Here is a 24,126-nt window from a genome sequence, read left to right on the forward strand (position 1 = left end):
ATACGTTCCGGTTTCCGAACCTGTATCAATTATCATCATTTTCTTGTTTCAAAAAATGTTAATAAAAATTAATCTAAATAAATAAATGCAGGATAAAATTCTAAACAGTGTTAAAAATGTCGACAAAACAGACATAAAATACTGTTTATCAGCTGAAAAATTTTATTTCGAACCTGCAATCTAAAATATTGATAAACCGATATTACCGTATTTTTACGGAATTTGTTATGTAATATTCCTTTTAATGTCAATAAATTAGTATTTTTAAAATAAAATTATAGCCAAATTATTTTTTCAAACTTATGAGATATATTATCTTTACAAGTCATAATCACAGGAAACACTATGTATGAGAATAATATTGTAGACATGTATTACAATAAACTGCAGACCGACTTCAAAGCTGAAGCCGTAGCGGTAAATCTTTTGAAGTATCAGCGCGCGGTAAGCAATATATTTATAGAAAGGATCGGGATCAATGACCGTGCTTACCTTAAGGATATCAAAAGTATTTCGAGCAGTTATTTGGGATTTGACGAGGAAGTATTTACCATAGAAACCTATAGAGAAAGTATTTATGACTATCTTCCGGAAGGGCTGTTTCATCCGCCGTCTCTGGGAGCTTCCCGAAAAAATGTGGATACTGTAGTGCGTGAGATCCGTAAGCAGAAAAAGGTAGAAGAGGATGCCCGGAAGTTTTTCCGTCCTTTCGAGCTGGAAGTTTTTTTTACGGAAATAAGTTCCCTGCTTAAGGAATCTGAATTTGATATTTCAAGCGATACGGATAGTCTTTTGGATACGGTAAGTGAGCTCTGGCCCCTTATAAAAATGCTTGATAAGCAGAACGCCTATATTTTTATCTATATTTTACCCTTTTTTCACCAGATCAGAGGAGATAAAAGGTGGTTTGAAAGATGCATGACAGCTTTTCTTAAGGTACCGGTGGAAGTTACTTTTGCCCCGAATATTATAGACAGGATAGAACGAAATGACGATTCCATGTTGCTGGGGAATTCCAAGCTTGGGGTTACCTATATTCCCAGCGGAAAACATATGGACGGACAAAGGAACTGGGTAGTGAATATAGGGCCGATTCCTTATACAGAAATGAAAAAGTATATTTCCGGAAGTCCGTTCAGAAATATTTTGCAAGCTTTATATGATTATTTTCTTCCGGTAACGGTAGACGTGGAAGAAAATTTTATTACCGAAAAGGAAGAATATTCATTCAGTCTTGAAGACGATGAAAGAAATGCCAGCCGTCTCGGATATTCTACATTTCTCTAAAATAATTTATTATATTTACAACTACCAACACAGTATAAATTTGAAAAGAAACTAATGGAAATTTCTTCAGTAAAAGGTATTTTTTTAAGGTATATTCTAATGCCTTTAATCGCAGTGATTTTGATGGTCATTCTGGGTATTATCAGAAGAAACAAACCTGCGATCAAAATTAAAGTAATTATTATATATGTTCTTCTGTGCAGCTTATGTCTGGCACTGCCAGGGATTTTTGGCTTTGCAGGAAACCTTTTTAATCCTTACTGGTACCTTATTGCACAGGTTATTTATCTTATTTTTGGTATTATTCATGTTAATTTACTGCATAAATACTTCAGAAAGCATATTGATTCCTTAGCGATGAGTATTTTGTTTGAATCTATACTTTCATTAACGTGCATTGCTTTTGGAGGATATTTATTTACACTGATCTTTAACTGGATAAGCAAAGGTACAGGCTATGCCGTAATGGCCGCTACAAGCATGCTGATCTTTGTTGTTCCGATGGTATTTTATTACTGTTACGTTCAGTTTATAAGCATTCCTTTTGATATCTATAAAACATGGAGATATTCTCCTGATCAGAAGCTGCCTGACTTTGAAGGAGCTGATTTTGACAGATTGATGGTATTAAATGTTGAACTGAGCAAAAAACTTGAAGATTCAAACAGGTTCAGGATCAAAGCCAAAACGCTGCCGACCGGAGTCACTTTCGGAGATTGGTTCTATAGGGTAGTGGACGATTATAATCATAAGAATCCCAATTCCATCATTCATCTTTCAGATACAGAAAAAGAGCCTTATTACTGGATTTTTTACACCAAAAAATCGTTTTTCAGCTTTAGAAAATATATTGATTTCGACCAGGATATCTCTACCAATAACATTTCAGAAAATGAAGTAGTGATCTGTAAAAGAGTCATCCAGCATGAGGAAGAAGGAGTATTGAAAAAATCATAATCACAGAAAATTTAAAAAGTATTAACTATGATACAGCCTATTAAGCATTTTGCGATCAATTGGGTAGACGGGATGAAAGTTTCCCAGAGACACCTTAATGATCAGGATAATTTTTTAATTGACACGATAAGAGATTCCAGCTCGCTGGGAATCAACACATATAATTATGGGCTTTTGCCTATTTCTAATGAATTTACGGACAAAACGATATTTGATGTTCACAATACCGCTACCAATGACGTACAGCTTGTTATCAAAAGATGCAGCGCTATTACCATGGCGGGTTACCGTATAGATTTGAGCGACAGAAGAGTAAGCGTGAAGTCACTGGCGAAATCTATGAGCGAGGAACAGGCAGACGGCGATTACTACATCCTGATCTCTGTAAATCCTTTTGATAAGGTACCTTTTGGAGATATTGACCCGGAGGAAATTCCGCCTCGTCATCCAAACGCACAGCCGAATCACCATATCGAGCTTCTTCCGGTTACTTCACTAAACAGCAGCTATTCCGGAGGAAACTATCTTATTATCGGAAAAGTAGATTTAAGAGCCAATATCGCACAGGTAGATTCTAATTTTATTCCGCCGTGTACCTCTATCCAGAGCCATCCTGCTCTGATAGATTACTATAGTAGTTATGCAAAATCAATAGGAAATCTGCAGCAGTACGCCTTTAAGATCATTCAGAAAGCATCTCACAAAAACCAAAATACGGCATTGGCACAGAACGTTAAATTTTTGTGTACAACTATGGTGAATACTTTTGGAGATATGTATTTCCAGTTCAGAAACATTATTCCGTGGCAGCCGCCTGTTTTTTTGATCGAGGCATTTGCAAAATTAGCCCTTCATCTTTACAATTCAACGCAGCTTCTGGTGCCTGCAGAGCTGGAAGAAATGCTGAACTACAGCCTGGAGTGGAGCGAAATTGCTCCGCATACCTTGTTAAACCAGCTTTCTATTGTAGCAGAAACTAACTATGACCATCATAATTGCGGAGAGCCATTATTGTATATCCAGCAGATGTTACGCAGCCTGGAAATTATTTTCTCTAAATTAAGCGAGCTTGACTATATCGGTCAGAGAAAAGAAAACATTATTGTTAACGAACAGGAAGTTTCTTCAAACACCAATCCGAAAAGAGGCTGGAGTGTTTTAGATTAAAAAGCAGTTATAATTATAAATAGTATAAAGTCCTGATTTCTTCAGGACTTTTTATTTGAAACAAAATTACAAGAGGTCCTTGGTACCTCAATTTTATCATTTTTTTTCTCACAAAAAAAATATAAAATGCACAATAAGAAAAGGATATATATAAATTTAGTTTTATTTTAGCTTAAATTTTTTATTATAAGATTATGTATTTAAAATCAAAAAGTATCATCTTAGTTATGACGATGATGATATGCTTTCCTTTTTTTATATGTGCTCAAAGCTTATCTAAGGAGCAAGTAATGACAGAGAAAGAAATACGAAGTGAGTGTAAAAAGAATCTTCCGAAAATGTGGAAAGAATTAGAAACAATAGAACAAAATGATGTTCCGATTGTTTTTAATGCACAAATGCATGGGCCTGGGCGTGCAAAGGGTAAAGTTATGGAATTAAACCCGGATTTTTTTATTAAGAAAAATTTAGAATTTCCCGAAGACAGATTATTAATCGTTGTTGTACATGAATATGGACACATATTGTTCAATAGAATGAAAGGAGACAAGCTTGAAAACTTATCTTCTTTTGATAAAAAAGTTGAAAATGAATTTCAGGCGTTTAAATATTCTGTGGAATGGGCTTGTGAATATGCAAAAAACGGAGATAAAGGTCCACTGGAACAAGTTATTACAAATTTGAAGTCCAGAAGTACATCTAAAAATGAAAACGATCCTCATATTCCTGCAATTAAAAGACTTATGGAAGAACTTTTATGGAAGAAAGCAGAAGAAATTTTAATGTCAAAATAGTCTTCAAATTAAATGTAAATTATTGTCCCTCTTTGGTTTGAAAGGAATTGATTAATTTTTTATTTCATAGCTGGATTTTAAACAATTCATAATGATGAAACAAATTAAGCTGTAAATACATGGTGAATTGAGCATTGGCAAAATTATCGGAAAAACAATACTATTTCTTCACCAGTATTATTTCTGTGGCCTTTCTACTGAGAATTTCTTTAGAATTTCCAATCTCAATGGTCATTGATTTATCAAAATCCTCGATTTTAACGATCTTGATTCTGGTATTAAGAAGGAGTTTTCTTTCATTTAAATAACTTAAAAAACCATCATCTGAAAGAGTAACTGAAGCAAATATTACGGTTTCGCCAACTGTACAGGCACTTAATTTTTGCAGATCCTGTGCAATAATATTTCCGTCTTTATCCGGAATAGGCTCTCCGTGCGGATCAAATTTAGGATGATCCAGAATTTCGTCCATTTTATCGAAAAAAATCTGTGAATGGACATGCTCCAGCTGTTCTGCGATCTCGTGAACATTTTCCCAGCCAAAGTTCATCTTTTTTACCAGGAACATTTCGGTAAGCCTGTGTTTGCGGACTACAAGCGCAGCTTCCCGTTTTCCGTTTTCTGTCACTACCAGCGGCTTGTACGTTTCATAGACAACCCATTTTTTGTCGGCAAACTTCTTCATCATATTATTGACGCTCGGCATTTTTACGTTTAAAAACTTGCTGAGCTCATTGATTGTCACTTTCCCTTCATTGTCAACTAAATGAAACAATGCCTTCAGATAATTTTCTTCTGTTAATGTTGTTCTCAAAATGTTAGATGATTTTCAATACAAATCTAACAAAATATTATGTAAAATCGGGCCTTGTTATTTTAACTTTTTTTAATTTTACTCTATGAAATTTTCTTTTAAAAACGATTATTCCGAGGGATGTCACCCGAATATTCTACAAGCACTTTTAAAATCTAACTTTGAACAGCAGGCCGGATACGGTGAAGATGATTATTCTGTACAGGCAAAAAAACTGATCAAAGAAAAAATTAATAATCCGCATTCGGAGGTTTATCTGGTTTCCGGTGGAACACAGGCGAATCTGATTGTGATTTCTTCGGTTCTAAGGCCATATCAATGCGTAATATCTGCAGCACCGGGCCATATTCTGAATAATGAAACCGGAGCTATCGAAGCCACAGGGCACAAAGTTCTAAGCATTGAAACAGCAGACGGGAAACTTAAGCCCTCAGATATTATTCCGGTTCTGGAAAGCCACAGCAATATTCCACATCAGGTTATGCCAAAGCTGGTGTATATATCAAATTCTACGGAACTGGGAACGATTTATCTGGCTGAAGAACTGAAAGAGCTTTCGGATTTTTGCCGTCAGAACGGGCTGTATCTGTTTATGGACGGGGCCAGGTTAGGGCATGGACTTACAGCTGAGAACAGCGATCTTACACTGGAAAGGGTAGCGGAACTGACGGATATTTTTTATCTGGGCGGAACAAAGAACGGAGCATTGATAGGAGAAGCCATTGTTATTAATAACCAGGTTTTACAGCCGGATTTTGCATTCAATATCAAGCAGAAAGGAGCACTGCTGGCCAAGGGACGCCTCCTGGGCATACAGTTTATGGAACTGATGAAAGACGATCTGTATTTTGATCTCGCAAGACATGCCAACCAGCAGGCGATGAAGATTAAAAATGCACTGAAGGAAAAGGGAATACAGTTTCTTGCTGACACCTATACGAATCAAATATTTCCTGTCATCAGTAATGATCTTATTAAAATCCTGTCAGAACATTTTGAATTTTTTGTCTGGAAAAAAACAGATGAAAACTTTTCTGCCATTCGTCTTATTACTTCCTGGAATACGGGTGATGAAGCGGTAGAACGTTTTATAGATATCATTGAAAAAGAACTTTAGGAAAATAAAAAGGTGGCTGAGAATTTCAAAGCCACCTTTTCAATTATGGAGAATAATTAATTTTTTATATTATTTTAAAGCTTTTGAAACTGCTTTGCAGTCTGCGGTTTCCAATTTTTGCCCGTCTTTATAGCTGATTTTTTTCTCATCAGCATACTTAGACTGTCCGTTTTCCTCTTTATGATCCCCGATTCCTTCTGTTAAAGTATTGTCTTTCTGAATAAAGAAAATATCTCTTTTGCTTTTTGTTCCTTCAGACTGAAATTCATAGGTTAGTTTCAGGGTGTCTCCTGATTTAAAACCTGTTACATCTCCTTTAGAACTGTCTTTTTCATGGTTTTTATAAGCTAATTTCCCGGTGATGGTTCCCAGGTTATCATCAATAGAGGCAAAAACGCTGTCTTTTCCTGTAACCCCAATATAGCAGAATGATTTGGGTCCGAGCGTATCTATCACAGGCTCGATGACAGCTGCTGTATCAGTTTCGGTTTTTGGAGCCGGTGTTTCCGTTTTTTTATTACAATTCATAAGAAAAACCGATAATGACCCCAGTAAGAGTAATTTTTTCATACCTAATGTTATTATATTAAACTCAAATTTTAAATGTACTAAAATAGTAATAGTATTTAGATATGAAAGAAAATTATTTATAAATATAACTGTTTTATATATTGTTGATTAAAAATTTAAACCATTAAGAAGAATTTAAGGAATAAGGATAGTTAAGTTTATTCATTCTGATCTTTAAACTTTTAATACTCCTCTAAACCCTCTTGCTGCATAATAAGAATCTGCTCCGTTGTGATACATAAAAACCGTATTATAGCGTCTGTCACAGAAAATGGCTCCGCCCAGTTCCCTGATATTTGCCGGAGTTTTTACCCAGCTGGAAGTTTTCAGGTCAAATTTTCCGAATTCCTGCAGCTGTCTGTATTGTTCTTCTGTTAATAATTCAATGCCCATTTCAGTGGCTTTATCAATAACGTTATTTTCAGGCTTGTTGGCTTTACGGGCTTCCCAAGCCTGGTAATCATAGCAGAGGCTTCTGCGTTTAGGGCTTTCCGGAGAACAGTCGCAGAAGATATATTCGTCTGTTTTTTTGTCGTAGGCTATCACATCAGGCTCTCCCTCCGTTTCTTCCATTTCGTTCAATGACCAGAGTTTTTCTGGGGCTGCTTCCAGTTTTGACTGGATCTTTTCCCAGGTCAGGTCTTTATGACGTTTCATGTTTTTCTCAAAACGGGTTCTTAATACCTTTAAAAGCTCTGCGCTTTGTTCGGCTGTCAGTTTCTTTTTGCTCATATCAGTTTTTGTTAATATTTGATTTTAAATAATAGTTTCTACTGGCCATTTAGATCAACCATTGTGATTTTCCTGTCAGAAGGCCTGAAATACCATGAAATAATAACTAAAATTAGCAATAGAAGAGCCGGAAAAGTTCTTCCAAAAGTATCTCCCACAATGATATGGGAAATAAGGGCTCCGGACATTATAAAGAAAAATCCGGCATAGGCCCATTCTTTAAGCAGTGGACGTTTTGGGATCAGTACAGCAATAACACCCAGGAGTTTCCATACCCCGATTATTGTCATCAGGTAAGCTGGATAGCCGAGATGGGTGAAATTTTTGAGCTCATCCTCATTTTTCATAAGCTGGACAATGGCTGTAGATACCATTCCCAATGCCATCCAGATCGTGAAGATCCAGTAGATGATCCTGTTTCTTTTTTGAGATTTGTTCTGTGTTTCCATAAAAATAGTTTTTTGAATGTTAATCGTTTAATCCTATACCGTCCATTATTTGCGGGATGCATTTTTCGATGCGGGCTTCACGGGTTTTGGACTGTTTTGCAGAGGAAAAGTGGAGTAGGTAAGCTCTTTGTCTTCCCAGAGTCAGTGCTTTGAAAGCTTCTTCTAATGCCGGGTTCTGATCCAGTTCATTCTGAAACTCTGCGGTCATTTCAAACTCTTTTGTTTTCTTCATTTCCACTTTAGCACCTGATTCTTCAATTTCCACTGCTTCAAACATGTAGCTGCGGATAACCGGCTCCAAATCATTGATCTGTTCTATATCGGTAAAACGGATCTGTCTTGCAGCCTGTACGTTTTTAGACTGCTGGATCAAAATATGATCGGGATCTTTCATCAAAGCTCCTTTAAAGAAAAGCAGGGCACAATATTCTTTAAAACCGTGGATCAGGAAAATATTTTTCCCTTCGTAGGTATAACAGGGACAGCCCCATTTTAAATCTTCTACAAGCTCGGTGCTGAGGGCAATAGCTCTTAATTTTTCAAATTCTTCCTGCCATTGTCCGGCATTTTCGAAGAAAAAATTAACTTTTGGATTCATGTGGTTTGGGTTTCTTGGGTTTGAGAGTTGGGGTTCAGGGTGCGGGTTATTTAGTTTCGGGATAATGAGACCTATAACTTACAAGAAATTATCTGCTGCCTAATATCTCCTGCAAACGGTTATGCGCCATATTAATACCCTGAGCGAATGGCATTTTCAGATGTTGATCTCTGAAGTTTACAGATTTATAAATCGTTTGGATGGTAATTTTGCTGGTGGTATCCGTTAATTTTTCAAATTCTAAAAACTCGATCTGAACAGGGAAAGGTGTATTTTCCATCTGGAAAGTTCTTATAATTTTCTCATTCTGAACCATGTCATGAATGGTTCCGTTGGCACTGAAAACCACATCACCTTGTGGATTTAACGTTTCGAAACGGTAACTTCCGTGTTGCTTATTTTCGAATTTGGTTACTTTGGTTCCCATCCATTGCTCGAAAAGTTCAGCTTCTGTATACGCTTTGAAAAGAAGTTCTACAGGAAGATCAAATTCTCTGATGATGAAGATTTCCTGTTTGGCGTCTTCGGCGTGAATTTTTGTTTTTAATTCCATGATTTTGAGTGTTTGGGTTAAAGTGCATTAGAGCAGGAGAGTTTTGAATGAGAATAGTACTCATTACTCATTACTTATCTTCATCTGATAGGCTTTCATCACACTTTCCAGCTTGTCGAATTTTTCGTCCCACATCTTGCGGAAAGGTTCTATAAAATCGGCTATTTCTTTCATTTTATTGGGATTTAGGTGATAGATAATTTCGCGGCCGTTTTGTTCAGATCTCAGCAGTTCGCATTCTGTAAGGATCTGGAGATGTTTTGAAACGGTAGGTCTTGCCGTATCAAAATTGGAAGCAATAGCTCCCGCCGTCATCGACTGTGCCGCCACCAACATCAATATAGATCGTCTCGTAGGATCTGCTATCGCCTGAAATACATCTCTTCTTAAATTCATTGTGTAGTTATATGACTACAAATATATGTGTAGTTATTTAACTACGCAAGTTTTTTTTGAGAAAATAGAAAAGCGTCTTGAATTAATATAGAAGCTTTTTTATTTTTTATACCTTACTTATTCCTGATCTATTGATTTGATTTGCTAGTTGAGACTGAATGCATGTACAAAATGGTCTGCTGTAGAAAGCTGTACTTAGGAAATTACCTTATCTTTGAAGATCCGATGTTTCTACATTAATCAATATTATCTATAGATGAAATTTTTATTAGACCTTTTATTTCGTGTTTTACAACTTTTTACAGAACCTTATTTCCTTGTATTTCTTGCAGTAGTTATCATTGCTCTGCTGAAAAAGAAAAATAAACGTAAAAATCTGAGAACAGGAATCTTCATCGCAGTAGTTTTGATGATCATCTTTATAGGAAATGGTTTTCTGGGAAAATTAACTTCCGGATATCTGCAGAAAAGCTACCTTCATACTACGATAAATAAGAATACAGCTTCTCAAAATCCTGTTATTGTAGTGTTGGGCGGCGGAGTTGTAAATTTTGACAATACAGAAAAGCTGCATACCATGTCTTATTCCAGAATGGTAACAGCCTATCAGCTGTATCATGAATACAGGAAAAATAATCTCCCTTGTAAAATATTAATTTCCGGAAAGGGAAGAGGGCATACGAGTGAAGCAGAATTATTCAGTGAAAATTTTAAAAAAATGGGTGTTTCAGATGCTGATATCATAAAGGAAGATAAAAGCATGAATACTTATGAGAATGCAAAATATTCCAGCAAGATAGTCAGGCAGATGGCTCCTTCCAATGTTTATCTGGTAACTTCAGGGTTTCATATGAAAAGATCTGTTTCTCTGTTTCAGACATTCGGACTGAATCCTGTTCCGAAGGCATCCGATTTTATAGATACGGAAATCACGATATTTCCTAACAGCTATAATGCAGCATTTACGTTTGTGATGCTTAAAGAGGTTCTGGGAATATGGCAGGTACAGCTGTATAACAGTTTGGGTATGAATGGGTAGTATTTTACAACTTATTAGCTTATGATGTCTGTAAAACTACAGAAGTAAATAATAAACTTCCGCAAACATCACGTATAAACCCACTGTACAAAAAATGATAAAACGTCCAAATAAGCCGTGTTTTTCAAGTCAGGAACTGTGCTATCTGACTGAAAACAGGGGAGATATACGGGCAATTTTGTATTCCTACATATAAAAGACGTTAAACTTATGGCCGTCAGGGTCAGCAAAGACAAAGCCATAATAATGATTTCCAAAGCTTTCAGGTTCCGAAACAATAGTGCCGCCGGCTTTCACAACTTCCCGGGCCCACAGATCTGCCTGTTCTATGCTTTCTGCTGACAGAGTGAAGATGATTTCATTGGGATTCTGTGCGTCGCTGAATTTTACATTTTTTACATTGGCTTCCAGTATTTCTTTCAGGAAAAAGTGTATGATAAATTCATTTTCACCGAAGAAAAAGCTGACCAGTTCATTAGATGAATTAGGATTATTAGGCTTGAACCCGAGTTCTGTATAGAACTTTTGGGTACGCTCAAGGTTGGTTACTCCAAGATTGGCCCAGATCATTTTAGGTTTCATATTATTCTATTTTTTTGGATATAATAAAGATATAGGCTTTTAAGGAAACTAGAATTGTCATGAGACAAGATTTTGTATTTATGGTCCAATTTAACATAATATATTGGATAAACATGAACTGGCTAGTAAAATGAAGAGAGTGAACACTGGGAAAAACTTTGCTGAAACCGACAGAGCATCAGTTTCAATCATCTTATGATAGGAAAATCATGGAGAACTGCTTGAACATTTTTTTATGACAATGAGATGCCGTACGGTCATTTTTTTTCAGAGATTGGATTTTTACGCTATATAAGCATGCTAAGCAGATCAGGAATAATTTAGCCGGCTATAGGCTTGTAGCAGAAAAAAAAAATTTAGCAGCTGAGACCACGAATCTTATTTGATGAGATTGAAAATGATGGAAGCTTTAAAAGTTTTGGGAAGATTGAATAAGAAAAGTTCTCAGAATCCGTTAGAGACTATTTAGCAGGAAAATTTTGAAAATAGCAGAATCTGAAGAGGTTACAGTTCTATCCTGTTGGAATATTATTTGTCCTATAATTTATATTATGTTAAATTGCATATAATAGCATATTTGTTCATACTAATTAAAAGCTTAATATTTAATTAATTACTAGATTTATATTAATGAATTAATTGTATGTTTATTAGAACGTTTAATAAAGTTTCATATAAAAGATTACAATTATTAATAATTATTTTTTGAGATTAATTTAGCTGAAATTTTCTATATCAGCAGATCCTTGAATTCTTTTTATAATCAACGTTCTTAGCCGATCCTCATGTTGATCCGCCCATTGACCTAAAATACCTATTACAGGAATCAAACTTTTACCAAACTCAGTTAAACTATACTCTACTTTTGGAGGTACGACCGGATAAATTTTCTTTGTAACCAATTCGTGGTCTTCCAATTCCTTTAACTGAATGTTTAAAACCCGTCGTGTTGCATCCGGTATCTTACGCTGCAATTCACTTGGTCTTTTATGTCCCTGATCAATGAACCAAAGCAAACGTATTTTCCATTTACCATAAAGTACTTCACCGATCAGATCAAGACCGCAATTTAAGTTCGGTATTATTTTTCTCTCATACATATTGCAAAATTAAACGTATGTTCCGATTAGTGCAATAGGGGAATAATTTATCCCTATATGAATCGTAATTCCGTACTTGTGCAAACTGTTGTTATACCCCAATTTTGTCCTATAAACAATTCTTGAAAATGGAACAATTTAATTTCAACAATGAGTTATCAGGCAAGATTGCATTGGTAACAGGAGGTACAAAAGGTGCAGGAAAAGCAATTGCAGAAAGGTTGCTACAAGCTGGCGCAACAGTTATCATTTCTGCTAGAAATACACCTGAAAAAGAAAACAGCAATCTGCATTTTATTGCCTCCGATCTGAGCAAGGAAGAAGGAACACAAAAAGTAATCAGCGAAGTATTGTCTACTTATGGAAGACTGGATATTCTTGTAAATAACCTTGGGGGATCATCTACGCCTGCAGGCGGTTTTGCTGCACTAACAGATGATGACTGGCAATCAACCCTACAAGCTAATTTGCTTGCTCCTGTTCGACTGGACAGAGGTTTTTTACCACAAATGATCGATAGGAAAAGTGGTGTTATCATTCACATCGCTTCAATTCAGGGTAAATTACCTCTTTATGATTCAACTTTGCCTTATGCAGCTGCAAAAGCAGCATTAAGAAACTACAGTAAAAGTTTATCGAACGAAGTTACCCCTAAAGGTGTTCGGGTACTGACTGTTTCCCCAGGATGGATTAATACGACAGCATCTGAAGCTTGGCTTGGTGAAATTGCAAGAACCGCAAATAGTACTGTAGAAGAAGCACAACAAGGTGTAATGGATGCATTAGGTGGAATACCTTTCGGAAGACCTGCCGAACCAAAAGAAGTAGCTGAATTAGTTGGTTTTCTTGTGTCACCAAGAGCCAATTATTTAACAGGAACTGAATTTGTAATCGACGGTGGTACTGTACCAACAATTTAATAATTTAAAAAATAAAAAATGAATTTACCAAAAGTAATCACAGAATTAGTAAAAGCTCAGAACGATTTTAATAGCGTTGCCTACGCAAATTGTTTTTCTGATACAGCTGTTGTTTTTGATGAAGGAAAAACACACAATGGAAGAAAAGAAATAGAGCATTGGATCGCAGATTCCAACGAGCGTTACAAATCGGTTATGACGCCTGTCAGTTATGAAGAAAATGGCAGTTCAAGTGTCTTATCTGCAGAGTGTTCAGGTACATTTCCTGGGAGTCCAATTGTATTAAAATTTCATTTTGAAATTGTTGACGGACAAATACAACGTTTGGAAGTAACTGATTAAAAAACGGCTAATTTTAGCCGTTTTTTGATTAAAGGGCAAACCATTCTCGGAAGTAATAAATCTTTTTTGTATTTTCTGATACTTTATCCATTCTCCAACAGAATAATATTTACAACTCAATTTTGCCAAGATAATCTATTTTTTTCAGGTTACTTTGCGCAAGAAAGCAAACAACTTAGTAACTGTATAAATAGCGTGCATAAAAAAACCTCCCAATTGAATTGAGAGGTTCTAAATTGTTATTTTTTATAATTTCCTGGTGCGTAATGTTTTGCTGATTTAGCACCAGTTACTTTTTTGACCTGTCCAGGCGGAAGGCCATGATTTCCGTTAGGCTTTAATCTCGGAGCACAAGATGTTACGAATAATCCGACTAACATAATAACTCCAATACTTTTAATTATTTTCATCACACTTTTTAAGTAGTTTATATAAAAAAGTATGCCATTAATTTTAATTAAAAATACTCTTATTTACTTCGATAGATAAGTCCATAAAAAAACCGCTCTGAAAGAGCGGTATACATTATATTCTTGCTTCTTTGGATTAGCAAGTAGAACCGCATGAAAGTACCTGAATGTGTACTACTCCATTGATTACGCACTGTACGTTGCATAATGTAGTTCCTACAAGCTGACCTGTTGCATTTACTGCACCACCAACACTGCCAACTACGCCGCCAACAATAGTACCAACACCACCTACTACTCCGCCAAGGCCACCAATAACGCCGCCGATATTATCAAATATCCCGTTACCTGAAATAGCTTTCAATTCTTTTCTGTCTAATTTTTTAAAGTTTTTCATGATATAAAATTTATGTGATTATTACTTCACTAATATAGGAATAATTATAATATGATTCATTTATTTTTAAATAAATAATTAAAAATGGTTATTTATTAGTATTTGATTATAATAAATTGTATTTAATGAATATGTCATTATTTGATTTGTCATGCTTATTTTAATGAAAATGAATAATTTACAAGACATTTAATAAATTGCTTTTTGATGATCTTAATTTATTTGAATTTTCAGAGATTATCTTTAAAAATAAAATAGAATAGTTTTAGGACAATTAGAGATTGTAGTTTTTTTGGATTATTTATTATACAAAAAATGTCATTAAATTTTTGTATATTTACGAAAATGTCTATTAATACTTTATAAAATAAGTTATAAACATTCATAATTTTTAAATAAATGTAAAATGATAAATATTTACCCGGACGACAGTAATGGACACGATATCGGCAATATTCCGATGAAATCTATCAATATTGCGTACTTAATCTTAGTACATCGTTTACCTGATCAATTCAAGCGACTTTTTAAGGCACTTTACGATCCTTCCAATTTTTACCTTATTCACATCGATAAAAAAGCCAATCAGGAAATCGGTGAAGAAATCAGTGTCTTTTTGCAGAAATATCCTAATGTACATATTCTTAAAAGTAAAAATGTTATTTGGGGCGGCTACAGCATGGTTCAGGCAGAGCTGGACGGAATGAAATACCTGCTGGACATGGAGATGAAATGGGACTACTTTATCAACTTGAGCGGCCAGGATTACCCTTTGAAATCACAGGAGATCATCAAAGAATTTCTGTCAAAAAACAATGGGAAGAGTTATATAAAAATTGCGGACCAGAAGAAAAGCAGGCCAGAAACAATGAACCGGATTGAAAATTACTTCGAAGAATCAGAAGATAAAATTTCGGAGGAAACCTATAAAAGAGATTTTATGAAAGGTGTCATTCCCTATATTGGCGGGCAATGGATGATCCTCACCAGAAGCTGCTGTGAATTCATCTGCAACAGCAATGAGGTGAAAAGATTTGAGGATTATTATCTGAATACCTTAATTGCAGATGAGTCTTTCTTCCAGACCGTTTTGATGAATACTTCTTTTGATGGCATTTTGGTAGATGATGATAAAAGAGCAATTATCTGGATTCCCGATGGGGATATTAAATTGAGACCAAAAACTTTTACTGAAACAGATTTGGACTTTTTACAAACAGGAAACCATCTTTTTGCAAGAAAATTCGATGATAATGTGGATAGCAAAATCATAGGATGTATTAAAGACCAGTACAATGAGCCTTTTAAAACTTTTATTAAAATAGGTGACATAAAAAGTATTGCTAAAAATTTAAATCACCTCAATTAAAATGTAGAACTGATGAAAACCTGAAAAATTTTCTCAATTGCAAAGAAATCCTGGCTGTTTCGGTCAGGATTTCTTTGTAATTAATTTCCTTATCTGCTTACAAAACGGAGGGATATTAGGAATTCCTGCGGATGGATATGGTATGGGCTTGACTTTGCTTTAGGATAAAAATTTTAACAAATGGCTTGATTTTAGATTGTAATAACTCATTATTGTTATAAGGTTTATAACGTAACCAATCAAAATTATGAATCCATGGAAAGGTTTAAAAAAATAATTTTGAAAATTCTAAAGTGGACAGGAATTTCAATAGCTGCCATTTTGTTTTTGATGTTTATTATTCCCATACTGTTTCCGGGAACAATTTCTCAGCAGGTAAAAATATTTGCCAATAAACATCTTGCGGGAAAACTCGACTATAAAAAGACACATCTTACTTTTTTCCGGCACTTCCCTTCCCTTACGGTTTCAGTGGATAATCTTGTTTTACAGGGTTCAAAACCTTTTCAAAATGATACCTTACTGACAGCGAAAGAGGTTGCGGTAGGAATTAATCTTAAAAATCTGATTTTCAACCGTGAAGTAAAAATTGATGAAATATATGTAACCGATGCCAATGCGGATGTTTTTGTGAACAGTAAAGGCGAGGCAAACTACAACGTATACATTTCCAAACCTTCCGAAAAGTCCAAAAATACTGCAGAAACAGGAGCATCTATAAAGCTGGATCTGATTAAATTCAGAAATTGGAATATCAGATACAATGATCACTCTGCAAGAGTTCTGGTGAATGCTAAAGGCCTGAACTATACCGGCAAAGGCGGCTTAAGTGAAGATATTTTCGATCTTGAGACTAATCTTGATATTGATAAAGTGGATTTTAGCCTGAACAGGATTTATTATGCCAGACAAAAAACCTTGCATGCTGACCTGATTACAAGAATTAATACCAATGCCTTAACTTTTGTTCTGAAGAAAAATGAATTAAGAATTAATGATCTTCCTTTAAAATTCATTGGTTTTATCAGTATTCTCAGGGATGGCTACAATATGGATATCAATGCCGCTTCGGAAAAAACTACGATCCGGGAAATGATTTCCGTATTACCGCCACAGTATCTCGATTGGGCAAAAGATACCCAAATTGAAGGGAACAGCGATCTGTATTTCCATATAAAAGGAAGGTTCAGCGAGCCTAAAAACATCAAGCCAAGACTCAAAGTACGTCTTTTGGTTAAAAACGGTTTTGTCTCCAACGGAAAGGCACCCGTCCCTATGAATAACCTGAATATGGATCTGAATATAGATCTCCCGTCATTAGATACCAATCAGCTTGCTGTAGATTTAAAAAAACTGAGCTTTGATCTCGGCCCAAACAACAAATTCCGTGCTTTTGTGAAAACCAAAGGCCTGAATGAAATGCAGGTAAATGCAGATATAAAAGGTGTTGTAGATCTTCAGACGCTTGACCAGGCTTTAGGCTTGAAAGATATTGATGTCCGGGGACTAATGAACACCAATATCAAAGCCAATGGTATTTTTAGTCTGGACAAAAAGCTGTTCCCGAAAACCGATGGTTATCTTCATCTTAGAAACGGTCTGATCAAAACAAAATATTACCCCAATCCTATCCAGAATATCAATTTGGTAGCCAACATTATCAATACAGACGGTACTTTCAGAAGTCTTGGTGTGAAACTGGATCCTTTCAGCTTCGATTTTGAGGGAAACCCTGTTTTCGTCGATGCTGATCTGCAGGATTTTGAAGACCTGCTGTATAAAGTGCGGGCAAAAGGAGTCCTGAATGTTGGAAGAATTTATAAAGTTTTTGCCAAAAAAGGATTTGATGTCAGCGGACTCATCATGGCGGATCTCTCGCTCAATGGCCGGCAAAGCTATGCAACAACAGGCCAGTACAGCAAGCTTGACAATAAAGGAACCTTGATTTTAAAGAATATTAAAGCGACTACAGAATATCTTCCAAAGTCATTTTTTATCAAAGAAGGAAATTTTCGGTTTGAGAATGAAAAAATGTGGTTCAGAAAATTCTTTGCTACTTATGGGAAATCCGATTTTGCATTAAACGGTTATCTTTTAAATACCATCAACTATTTTATTGAAAGAAAAGGAACTCTTCACGGAAAATTTAGCTTAAACTCCAATTATATCCTAATTGATGAGTTTATGGCACTTAAAAGCGGAGATAATACCGATAAGGCTATAGAAGTTGAATATGCAAAAGTAGAAAACCCGGAAAGCAGCGGTGTTGTCATTATTCCGAAAAACCTTGATGTTTCCCTGGAAGCCAATGCAAAAAAAGTTGAATTCAAAGGATTGGCGTTTCATCATCTTAAAGGAAATGCTTCTGTTAATACGGGCCAGGTTTATCTTAAAAACACGTCATTCGACATTATCGGAAGCCGCATGAACATTGATGCCCGTTATCAGGATGAGTCTCCTTTGACTGCCAATTATGATATCTCCCTCAAAGTTCAGGATTTTGATGTTCAGCGTGCCTATAAAGAAATTGAGATGGTGCGTGAAATGGCCACAGCGGCAAAGAATGTTAAAGGAATCGTGTCGCTGGATTACAAATTGAAAGGTGATTTTGATAAAAATATGAAGCCCATTTATCCATCCTTGGAAGGCGGTGGAATTGTTAATCTTCGTGATGTGGAAGTGAAAAACTTAAAAATGCTTTCTGCTGTAGGTGATAATATCGGCGCGCAGGCTTTTGATAATCCTGATATGAAAGGGGTTAATATTGAGTCTCATATCAAAAACAACCTGATCCATGTTGACAAATTTACATTTAAAGTTTCCGTACTGAGACCTTCCATAAGCGGAACAACAAGCTTCAATGGACTACTGGACCTCAGAATAAGAGTTGGGCTGCCGCCGGGCGGATGGATTGGTTTTCCTATAGTTGTAACCGGAACCCATGCGCAACCGAAAATTAAAATTTTCAGTAAAACAGGCCAGGGAATTATTGATGCCCTGTATAATAAAAAAACCAATAAAGTAATTCGTGAAGAAAGACGTGCCGAGAAAAAAACAAGGCGCCAGCAACGGAAGGAAAAACAGGCTCAGGAACAAAAAGCTAAAAATGCGGAAAAGCAGATTCACAGCGATCTTAAGGAAAAATAACCGGATAGGCATTTACCTAAAAAACAGGTTGCATGTGATTTATAAGTTTTGTACTGTAAAAACAGATGCTTTTTTAATCTGAATTTGTATTTTTGTTGATATATTTTGTATCAATGTCTATTTTTTCAAACAATATTCGATTTTTGAGAGATAAAAGAGAACTCTCCCAGCAATCTGTAGCCAATGAATTAACAATTTCCCGTGTACGGTATTCCAAATATGAAAACGGAGTCTCGGAACCACCTATTGAGCTTCTTATAAAAATATCTAAATATTTTCACGTCAGTATTGATCTTCTGGTCTCTGTAGATATCCAAAAATATCCGGTTGAAGACATGCTGAAGCTTTCGGACAACAGGATTGTCCTTCCGGTAGCTGTAGATGATCTGGGAAATGATACTATTGAGATTATTCCGCAGAAAGCCTCAATGGGTTACCTTGAGGGCTACAGTGATGTTGGTTATATTGAAAGTCTGCAGAGAATTGCCCTACCCTTCCTGACTAACGGCAAATACAGAGCTTTTCCTGCAGATGGAGATTCCATGCCGCCTTTTAGGAACGGTTCCTATATCGTAGGGAAATATGTAGAGGGAATTGATGAACTGAAGCCGGGAAAAACCTATGTTTTCATCACCTTAAATGACGGAATTACCTACAAACGTTTCAAAGAAAAAAAAGGAAACACCATCTGTGTAAGTGCCGATAATTCATTCTACGAACCTTATGATATTCCTTTTGAAGAAATTGTAGAGATTTGGCAGTATGCATCAGGAATTTTTCCTGAAGACTTTGAGCCGGGTGACTATGATAACTATAATTTTAAAGAAATGTTCCGCGAACTGAAGCAGGATATTAAGCAGCTGGACAAAAAGGTTTCCGGACGCCGTAAATCTAAATAAAGCTGATATCAACAGTATAATGGATCAATTAAGCTTATTTAATTCAGATGAATATTTCCGGTTCCCGAAAGAATTGCTCGAATACACCGAGCATTTTCTGCCGGAAGATGAAGCATCAAAACTTGAGGAGCTTCTGCTTCGTACGGCTCCATGGAAGCAGAGAACCCAGAAAATGTATGATAAAATGGTTCTCACTCCGAGACTGACAGCATGGTACGGAGATGCAAGCAGGACCTATCAGTTAGGTGGCAACTCTTTTAATGTCAATCCATGGCTTCCTGAATTATTATCCTTAAAACAGCAGATAGAAAAATCATCCGGTTATAAGTTTAATTCTGTACTGCTGAATTTATACCGTGACGGAAACGATTCGGTAGCCTGGCATCGTGACAAAGAAAGTGAGCTGGGAAACCGTCCCGTCATTGCTTCCGTAAGCCTGGGTCAGGTAAGAAATTTTGATTTTCGGAAGGCAGATGACCATCGGAATAAATACAGCTTACCACTTCAGCACGGATCCCTGCTGATTATGAAAGGTGATTTGCAGGTAAACTGGGAACACCGCATTGCCAAATCTGCAAAACTGATGAAACCACGGATTAACCTTACTTTCCGTCTGGTTCATGAAATATAGGAAGCAGGTATTTATTTCTCCAATTGAATCCATACAGGCGCATGATCACTGCTTTTCGTCCAGCCACGGACATGGCTGTCGACACCGCCGGACCGTAAGCCTGAATGGAGATATGGACTTAACAGAATATGATCCAGCCTAATGCCTGCATTACGGTCATATGCCTTATACAGATAATCCCAGAAAGTGTAAACAGTATCGTCGGGATATAGCGTACGGATGGAATCAAGCCAGCCTTTATTTAACAGCTCTCTCTAGACTTTTCTTACTTCTGTCCTGAATAATGCGTCATTTTCCCAGCGTTCAGGCTTATAAACATCTCTGGGCTCGGGAATAATATTAAAATCACCGATAAGTACTGCGGGCAGCTCCATTTTGATGAATTCATTAGTTCGCTTTTTAAAACGTTTAAGCCAGTCTAGTTTATAATCAAATTTAGGCCCTGGATAAGGATTTCCGTTGGGAAGATACAGGCAGCAAATCACCATCTGGTCAATAATAGCTTCAATATAACGGCTTTGCACGTCTTCAGAATTTCCAGGCAGGACCCTCTGAACTTCTGTAATCTCCAGGTCTTTGGCAAGTATGGCTACCCCATTCCAGCTTTTCTGTCCGTTCCATATAGCCTCATATCCTGCAGCATTGATTTCTTTTAGAGGAAAACGTTCCTGTGGCGCTTTTAATTCCTGGAGACAGACAATATCCGGTCCGGCTTCTTTCAGCCACTGCAGCAAGACCGGTAATCGGCCATTGATTCCGTTTACATTATATGTTGCTATTTTCATATTGAGATGATTTAGAAACTCTGGATCTGTATTTATGAGGCAATAATTATTCCATCATACTGAACAGCAATAAGGTATTTTAAATGTAGAATACATTTTATAATTAAAATAAAATTTCGTTTTATATTGGCATAATTTATTCATTACATTAAAAATAAAATTTTATTCCATGTTAAATAAAAATTTCACAAAAGCAGAATTTGTACTGAATAATGAAAATCAGTACCAGTTAGAATTTACCATTCAGGAAATTGGTCAGGGATCGAACCTTATCGTTGAAAGGAAAAACGAAAACGGAGAATTTGAAACAGTTCAGATTATGATCACCAGGCTGAATGACCGCATCTTTATAAAATGGAGTGAGCCATTCGACGGCAGAATTATTTTTGAAAAATAAAAAGAAGCTTATGAAATATAGTGAAGCCTTAGAATATAAAAAAGAAGCTCTAAAAAAAGCGGATAAATCTGTACTCCAGAATTTTCATATCATTATTACCCCTGCGGATACCGGAGAAAGCGCAAAATATATAGAGGATTTTTCGAAAAATCCTGATGATTTTAATGACAGCAGCTGTAAAAAATACTGTTCAAATGATGAGTACGAAGTGATGAGCTTCAAAAAGGAAACGGAAGATTAAGAGCCTCTTCCCTATTGGTTTATTAAAAATTTCCGTATTCATAAACTGTTATGATCTGCCACATACATACCCGAAAATACAGGCTGGTCCCATAATTGCAGATATTGTATCATCGAATAATCAATCACTAAATTATATTATTATGGAAACTAAAAAAGCAACAGCAAAAGCAGCTTCGAAAACTGCAGCAAAAAAAACAGGAAAAACGCCTGCTAAAAAAGATGCGGCCAAGCAACTGAAAGATTTGTTTGAAGACTCACTTAAAGACATTTACTGGGCAGAAAAAGCCCTTGTAAAGGCGCTTCCTAAAATGCATAAGAATGCAACAGACAAAAAACTGAAAACCGCTATTGAACAGCATCTTAATGAAACAGAAATTCACGTAAAAAGACTTGAAGAATGTTTTGCTGCTCTTGGCAAAAAAGCACAGGCTAAAAAATGTGATGCCATGCAGGGACTATTAGATGAGGGTAAAAGCATCATGGAAGAAACCCAGGCAGGAGCTGTAAGGGATGCAGGAATAATTTCAGCTGCACAGAAAGTGGAACATTATGAAATTGCAACTTATGGATCGCTGGCCGCCTATGCTAAAGTTTTGAATGAGAAAGTATGCTTAAAAAACCTTTTGGCAACTCTTAATGAAGAAAAAAAATGTGATGAACTGCTCACTAAAATTGCGGATACTGCCATTAACAGTAAAGCAAAATAATATTATATAATAAATCGACAGAGGCCTGGAAACAGGTCTCTTTTTTTATTATTAATAATCATGTCTGTTCAATTACTGATTCAGACTGTCTATTTCCCGGTTGATCTTTATCCAGTTGATACTGTCTGATACCCGGAGTTCTTTGTCAAATTGCTGTTTCCAGTTCTTTCCCAACTTTTTCTCAAGGCTTTTGAAATAAATAGTATTGGAATGTTCATACTGTTTTTGTAATCGGGTAATGCTGTCGGTTATCTCGCATCCGGTTTCTATCCGCTCATAGCACAAATTCCATTTTTTCACCAGACTGTCTATACCGCTATAGGCTCCTTCCGGGGGAAGTTCGCCCACCCGGATATCTTTCCAGCAGAGAGGTTCTGTTTTTTGCGCGGTTTTTTTTGTAACATCCGGCGTACAGGAAATAATATAAAAAGGAAGGACTAATACCATATGAATTGATTTGAAAGAGACTATCATTTCCCTTGATTTTTTTTCATACTTGCCTTTTGAAATATTGAATGCTTTCATAACAGAAATTTTGATTTTTATACCATTTTATCAGCTTATAAAATCCAGCAGACGCTTTTTTGTGATCACCTGGTTTTCTTTATAGAATTCTTCATCATCTAAGCGTGCCAGTGATGCCGTAGATTGAGAGGAAAGCCAGGTCACAAATAATTCCCGGGTTTCAAAGATTCTGGGAGGATCAAAATCACCGTCATATATTTCTCCGTATATAAACTTCTGATCTTCATTTACTTTCATACCCATTCCGCAATAATCCCTGTGACTGTAGCCCAGAACAGCGCCGGTTTGTAATTTATCCGCAACAAGATTGGCGAGCCTTACTCCAAACGCAACGGAGTCCGGTTCCGGTCTTTCTGAAAAAAGATAATTGTCCATAAGTTTAAATTATTCTAATCAATAATCTTCTAAGTTAAATCATTCATCCTTGAAATTAATAATTTTAACTTGAATTTTGAATAATCTTATCCTGAACTTAGGTTAATCTTAGATATAATTTTTATATCAGTTTTGTTTTTAAGCTTATCATCATAACAATAATTAATATCAGTTGTTTAACTTTGTTTTATCTTAAAATTGCAAATAAATAAACGGATTTGAAGTTGCCACTTTCTTACTATTTGAATCAGGATGTTATTTTCCTGGCTAAGGATCTTTTGGGAAAAGTACTTTTCACTGAAATAAATGGGGACATCACAGCGGGAATCATCGTAGAAACCGAGGCCTATTTCGGTGTCATAGATAAAGCTTCCCATGCTTATGGAGGCCGCCGCACCGGACGTACCGAAACATTATATACCCAAGGCGGTGTTTCCTATGTTTATTTATGTTACGGAATTCATCATCTCTTTAATGTCGTAAGCTCCGTTGAAGGCGAGCCCCATGCAGTATTGGTAAGAGCCGTAGAACCATTAGTAGGCTCCGAAATTATGGAGCTCAGGCGGAATATGCCGGCTTCTAAAACTGCTATTTCATCAGGGCCGGGGTCAGCTGCTAAAGCTTTGGGTATTGACCGTTCTTTTAATAAAAAAGATTTAACCGGAAATGAAATATGGATCGAAGACCACGGAATTCAATATTCTCCGGACGAGATTGTTTCGGGACCGCGGATTGGAGTTGCCTACGCTCAGGAAGATGCATTGCTGCTATGGCGTTTTTATGTCAGAGGCAACAAATATGTAAGCAAACCCAGATCCTGAGAA

Annotated in this window: 29 protein-coding genes and 1 pseudogene; 16 read left to right on the forward strand and 14 right to left on the reverse strand. The window is 36.2% G+C overall.

What is annotated here, in order from left to right:
• The first annotated feature begins 369 nt into the window (after nucleotides 1-369).
• The 4 genes from ACMGDK_RS02035 to ACMGDK_RS02050 all read left to right on the forward strand — a co-directional run bounded on the left by ACMGDK_RS02035 (nucleotide 370) and on the right by ACMGDK_RS02050 (nucleotide 4,205).
• A complete protein-coding gene (locus ACMGDK_RS02035) occupies nucleotides 370-1,287 on the forward strand; it encodes a type VI secretion system baseplate subunit TssG (RefSeq protein ID WP_436806391.1) in 918 nt (305 codons plus the stop codon).
• A gap of 54 nt (nucleotides 1,288-1,341) precedes the next feature.
• Nucleotides 1,342-2,244, forward strand: coding sequence for a TssN family type VI secretion system protein (locus ACMGDK_RS02040; RefSeq protein WP_436806392.1), 903 nt, complete (start codon nucleotides 1,342-1,344; stop codon nucleotides 2,242-2,244).
• 27 nt (nucleotides 2,245-2,271) lie between these two features.
• Complete coding sequence (locus ACMGDK_RS02045) at nucleotides 2,272-3,411, forward strand: hypothetical protein (RefSeq protein WP_111960990.1); 1,140 nt, start codon at nucleotides 2,272-2,274, stop codon at nucleotides 3,409-3,411.
• 290 nt (nucleotides 3,412-3,701) lie between these two features.
• Nucleotides 3,702-4,205, forward strand: a complete 504-nt coding sequence (locus ACMGDK_RS02050; RefSeq protein ID WP_436806393.1) for a hypothetical protein — start codon at nucleotides 3,702-3,704, stop codon at nucleotides 4,203-4,205.
• Between the two features lie 160 nt (nucleotides 4,206-4,365).
• On the opposite strand, the gene ACMGDK_RS02055 is transcribed toward ACMGDK_RS02050, so the two are convergent.
• Nucleotides 4,366-5,019, reverse strand: a complete 654-nt coding sequence (locus tag ACMGDK_RS02055; RefSeq protein WP_436806394.1) for a metal-dependent transcriptional regulator — start codon at nucleotides 5,017-5,019, stop codon at nucleotides 4,366-4,368.
• Nucleotides 5,020-5,104: 85 nt separating this feature from the next.
• Between ACMGDK_RS02055 and ACMGDK_RS02060 the strand changes: the two genes are divergently transcribed.
• Nucleotides 5,105-6,136 (forward strand): threonine aldolase family protein, encoded by a 1,032-nt coding sequence (locus ACMGDK_RS02060; RefSeq protein ID WP_436806395.1) that lies wholly within the window; start codon nucleotides 5,105-5,107, stop codon nucleotides 6,134-6,136.
• Between the two features lie 69 nt (nucleotides 6,137-6,205).
• Here the strand turns inward: ACMGDK_RS02060 and ACMGDK_RS02065 are convergent, their stop codons facing one another.
• The 6 genes from ACMGDK_RS02065 to ACMGDK_RS02090 all read right to left on the reverse strand — a co-directional run bounded on the left by ACMGDK_RS02065 (nucleotide 6,206) and on the right by ACMGDK_RS02090 (nucleotide 9,434).
• Entirely contained in the window at nucleotides 6,206-6,706 is a 501-nt protein-coding gene (locus tag ACMGDK_RS02065) for a hypothetical protein (protein ID WP_436806396.1), read from the reverse strand.
• Nucleotides 6,707-6,880: 174 nt separating this feature from the next.
• Nucleotides 6,881-7,438 carry a DUF4256 domain-containing protein gene (locus ACMGDK_RS02070; protein WP_436806397.1) on the reverse strand — a complete coding sequence of 186 codons (558 nt, stop codon included), beginning with the start codon at nucleotides 7,436-7,438 and terminating at the stop codon, nucleotides 6,881-6,883.
• Between the two features lie 38 nt (nucleotides 7,439-7,476).
• The gene (locus ACMGDK_RS02075; protein ID WP_436806398.1) at nucleotides 7,477-7,887 is read right to left on the reverse strand and encodes a DoxX family protein; all 411 of its coding nucleotides are present in this window, start codon (nucleotides 7,885-7,887) and stop codon (nucleotides 7,477-7,479) included.
• Between the two features lie 19 nt (nucleotides 7,888-7,906).
• Nucleotides 7,907-8,485, reverse strand: a complete 579-nt coding sequence (locus tag ACMGDK_RS02080) for a YdeI/OmpD-associated family protein (protein WP_436806399.1) — start codon at nucleotides 8,483-8,485, stop codon at nucleotides 7,907-7,909.
• Between the two features lie 88 nt (nucleotides 8,486-8,573).
• The gene (locus ACMGDK_RS02085) at nucleotides 8,574-9,038 is read right to left on the reverse strand and encodes an SRPBCC family protein (protein ID WP_436806400.1); all 465 of its coding nucleotides are present in this window, start codon (nucleotides 9,036-9,038) and stop codon (nucleotides 8,574-8,576) included.
• Nucleotides 9,039-9,101: 63 nt separating this feature from the next.
• Nucleotides 9,102-9,434: an ArsR/SmtB family transcription factor gene (locus ACMGDK_RS02090; RefSeq protein WP_436806401.1), complete on the reverse strand. Its 333-nt coding sequence runs from the start codon at nucleotides 9,432-9,434 to the stop codon at nucleotides 9,102-9,104.
• Between the two features lie 256 nt (nucleotides 9,435-9,690).
• On the opposite strand from ACMGDK_RS02090, the gene ACMGDK_RS02095 reads away from it, so the two are divergent.
• Entirely contained in the window at nucleotides 9,691-10,473 is a 783-nt protein-coding gene (locus ACMGDK_RS02095; RefSeq protein WP_436806402.1) for a YdcF family protein, read from the forward strand.
• 186 nt (nucleotides 10,474-10,659) lie between these two features.
• Here ACMGDK_RS02095 and ACMGDK_RS02100 read toward each other — a convergent pair whose 3' ends face one another.
• Both ACMGDK_RS02100 and ACMGDK_RS02105 read right to left on the reverse strand, forming a co-directional pair.
• Nucleotides 10,660-11,055 (reverse strand): VOC family protein, encoded by a 396-nt coding sequence (locus ACMGDK_RS02100; protein WP_436806403.1) that lies wholly within the window; start codon nucleotides 11,053-11,055, stop codon nucleotides 10,660-10,662.
• A 716-nt stretch (nucleotides 11,056-11,771) separates the two neighbouring features.
• Nucleotides 11,772-12,155 (reverse strand): winged helix-turn-helix transcriptional regulator, encoded by a 384-nt coding sequence (locus ACMGDK_RS02105; RefSeq protein ID WP_111953557.1) that lies wholly within the window; start codon nucleotides 12,153-12,155, stop codon nucleotides 11,772-11,774.
• 128 nt (nucleotides 12,156-12,283) lie between these two features.
• Here ACMGDK_RS02105 and ACMGDK_RS02110 point away from each other — a divergent pair, with 128 nt between their 5' ends.
• Both ACMGDK_RS02110 and ACMGDK_RS02115 read left to right on the forward strand, forming a co-directional pair.
• Nucleotides 12,284-13,075, forward strand: a complete 792-nt coding sequence (locus ACMGDK_RS02110; RefSeq protein WP_436806404.1) for an SDR family oxidoreductase — start codon at nucleotides 12,284-12,286, stop codon at nucleotides 13,073-13,075.
• Between the two features lie 18 nt (nucleotides 13,076-13,093).
• Nucleotides 13,094-13,417 (forward strand): nuclear transport factor 2-like protein, encoded by a 324-nt coding sequence (locus ACMGDK_RS02115; protein WP_436806405.1) that lies wholly within the window; start codon nucleotides 13,094-13,096, stop codon nucleotides 13,415-13,417.
• A gap of 239 nt (nucleotides 13,418-13,656) precedes the next feature.
• On the opposite strand, the gene ACMGDK_RS02120 is transcribed toward ACMGDK_RS02115, so the two are convergent.
• Together ACMGDK_RS02120 and ACMGDK_RS02125 are read right to left on the reverse strand one after the other, a co-directional pair.
• A complete protein-coding gene (locus ACMGDK_RS02120; RefSeq protein WP_436806406.1) occupies nucleotides 13,657-13,797 on the reverse strand; it encodes a hypothetical protein in 141 nt (46 codons plus the stop codon).
• Between the two features lie 166 nt (nucleotides 13,798-13,963).
• Complete coding sequence (locus ACMGDK_RS02125) at nucleotides 13,964-14,224, reverse strand: bacteriocin-like protein (protein WP_436806407.1); 261 nt, start codon at nucleotides 14,222-14,224, stop codon at nucleotides 13,964-13,966.
• A gap of 406 nt (nucleotides 14,225-14,630) precedes the next feature.
• Here ACMGDK_RS02125 and ACMGDK_RS02130 point away from each other — a divergent pair, with 406 nt between their 5' ends.
• The 4 genes from ACMGDK_RS02130 (at nucleotide 14,631) to ACMGDK_RS02145 (ending at nucleotide 20,270) form a co-directional block, all read left to right on the forward strand.
• Nucleotides 14,631-15,593 carry a beta-1,6-N-acetylglucosaminyltransferase gene (locus tag ACMGDK_RS02130; RefSeq protein ID WP_436806408.1) on the forward strand — a complete coding sequence of 321 codons (963 nt, stop codon included), beginning with the start codon at nucleotides 14,631-14,633 and terminating at the stop codon, nucleotides 15,591-15,593.
• A 279-nt stretch (nucleotides 15,594-15,872) separates the two neighbouring features.
• Nucleotides 15,873-18,740: an AsmA family protein gene (locus ACMGDK_RS02135; protein WP_436806409.1), complete on the forward strand. Its 2,868-nt coding sequence runs from the start codon at nucleotides 15,873-15,875 to the stop codon at nucleotides 18,738-18,740.
• Nucleotides 18,741-18,853: 113 nt separating this feature from the next.
• The gene (locus ACMGDK_RS02140) at nucleotides 18,854-19,639 is read left to right on the forward strand and encodes an XRE family transcriptional regulator (RefSeq protein ID WP_436806410.1); all 786 of its coding nucleotides are present in this window, start codon (nucleotides 18,854-18,856) and stop codon (nucleotides 19,637-19,639) included.
• A gap of 19 nt (nucleotides 19,640-19,658) precedes the next feature.
• Nucleotides 19,659-20,270 carry an alpha-ketoglutarate-dependent dioxygenase AlkB family protein gene (locus ACMGDK_RS02145; RefSeq protein WP_436806411.1) on the forward strand — a complete coding sequence of 204 codons (612 nt, stop codon included), beginning with the start codon at nucleotides 19,659-19,661 and terminating at the stop codon, nucleotides 20,268-20,270.
• A gap of 11 nt (nucleotides 20,271-20,281) precedes the next feature.
• On the opposite strand, the pseudogene xth reads toward ACMGDK_RS02145, so the two are convergent.
• A pseudogene (xth, locus tag ACMGDK_RS02150) lies at nucleotides 20,282-21,055 on the reverse strand (exodeoxyribonuclease III).
• Between the two features lie 169 nt (nucleotides 21,056-21,224).
• On the opposite strand from xth, the gene ACMGDK_RS02155 reads away from it, so the two are divergent.
• From ACMGDK_RS02155 to ACMGDK_RS02165, 3 genes are all read left to right on the forward strand, one after another.
• Entirely contained in the window at nucleotides 21,225-21,452 is a 228-nt protein-coding gene (locus ACMGDK_RS02155; protein WP_436806412.1) for a glutathione synthase, read from the forward strand.
• 10 nt (nucleotides 21,453-21,462) lie between these two features.
• Entirely contained in the window at nucleotides 21,463-21,693 is a 231-nt protein-coding gene (locus ACMGDK_RS02160) for a hypothetical protein (protein WP_436806413.1), read from the forward strand.
• Between the two features lie 142 nt (nucleotides 21,694-21,835).
• Nucleotides 21,836-22,402: a YciE/YciF ferroxidase family protein gene (locus ACMGDK_RS02165; RefSeq protein WP_436806414.1), complete on the forward strand. Its 567-nt coding sequence runs from the start codon at nucleotides 21,836-21,838 to the stop codon at nucleotides 22,400-22,402.
• A gap of 72 nt (nucleotides 22,403-22,474) precedes the next feature.
• Here ACMGDK_RS02165 and ACMGDK_RS02170 read toward each other — a convergent pair whose 3' ends face one another.
• Together ACMGDK_RS02170 and ACMGDK_RS02175 are read right to left on the reverse strand one after the other, a co-directional pair.
• Entirely contained in the window at nucleotides 22,475-22,927 is a 453-nt protein-coding gene (locus tag ACMGDK_RS02170; RefSeq protein ID WP_436806415.1) for a hypothetical protein, read from the reverse strand.
• A 30-nt stretch (nucleotides 22,928-22,957) separates the two neighbouring features.
• On the reverse strand, nucleotides 22,958-23,302 hold the full coding sequence (locus ACMGDK_RS02175; RefSeq protein WP_436806416.1) for a hypothetical protein: 345 nt from the start codon (nucleotides 23,300-23,302) through the stop codon (nucleotides 22,958-22,960).
• A gap of 218 nt (nucleotides 23,303-23,520) precedes the next feature.
• Here ACMGDK_RS02175 and ACMGDK_RS02180 point away from each other — a divergent pair, with 218 nt between their 5' ends.
• Nucleotides 23,521-24,123 (forward strand): DNA-3-methyladenine glycosylase, encoded by a 603-nt coding sequence (locus ACMGDK_RS02180; protein ID WP_436806417.1) that lies wholly within the window; start codon nucleotides 23,521-23,523, stop codon nucleotides 24,121-24,123.
• Nucleotides 24,124-24,126 lie beyond the last annotated feature (3 nt).

This window comes from Chryseobacterium hilariae (genome assembly GCF_051400735.1).
Lineage (GTDB): Bacteria > Bacteroidota > Bacteroidia > Flavobacteriales > Weeksellaceae > Chryseobacterium.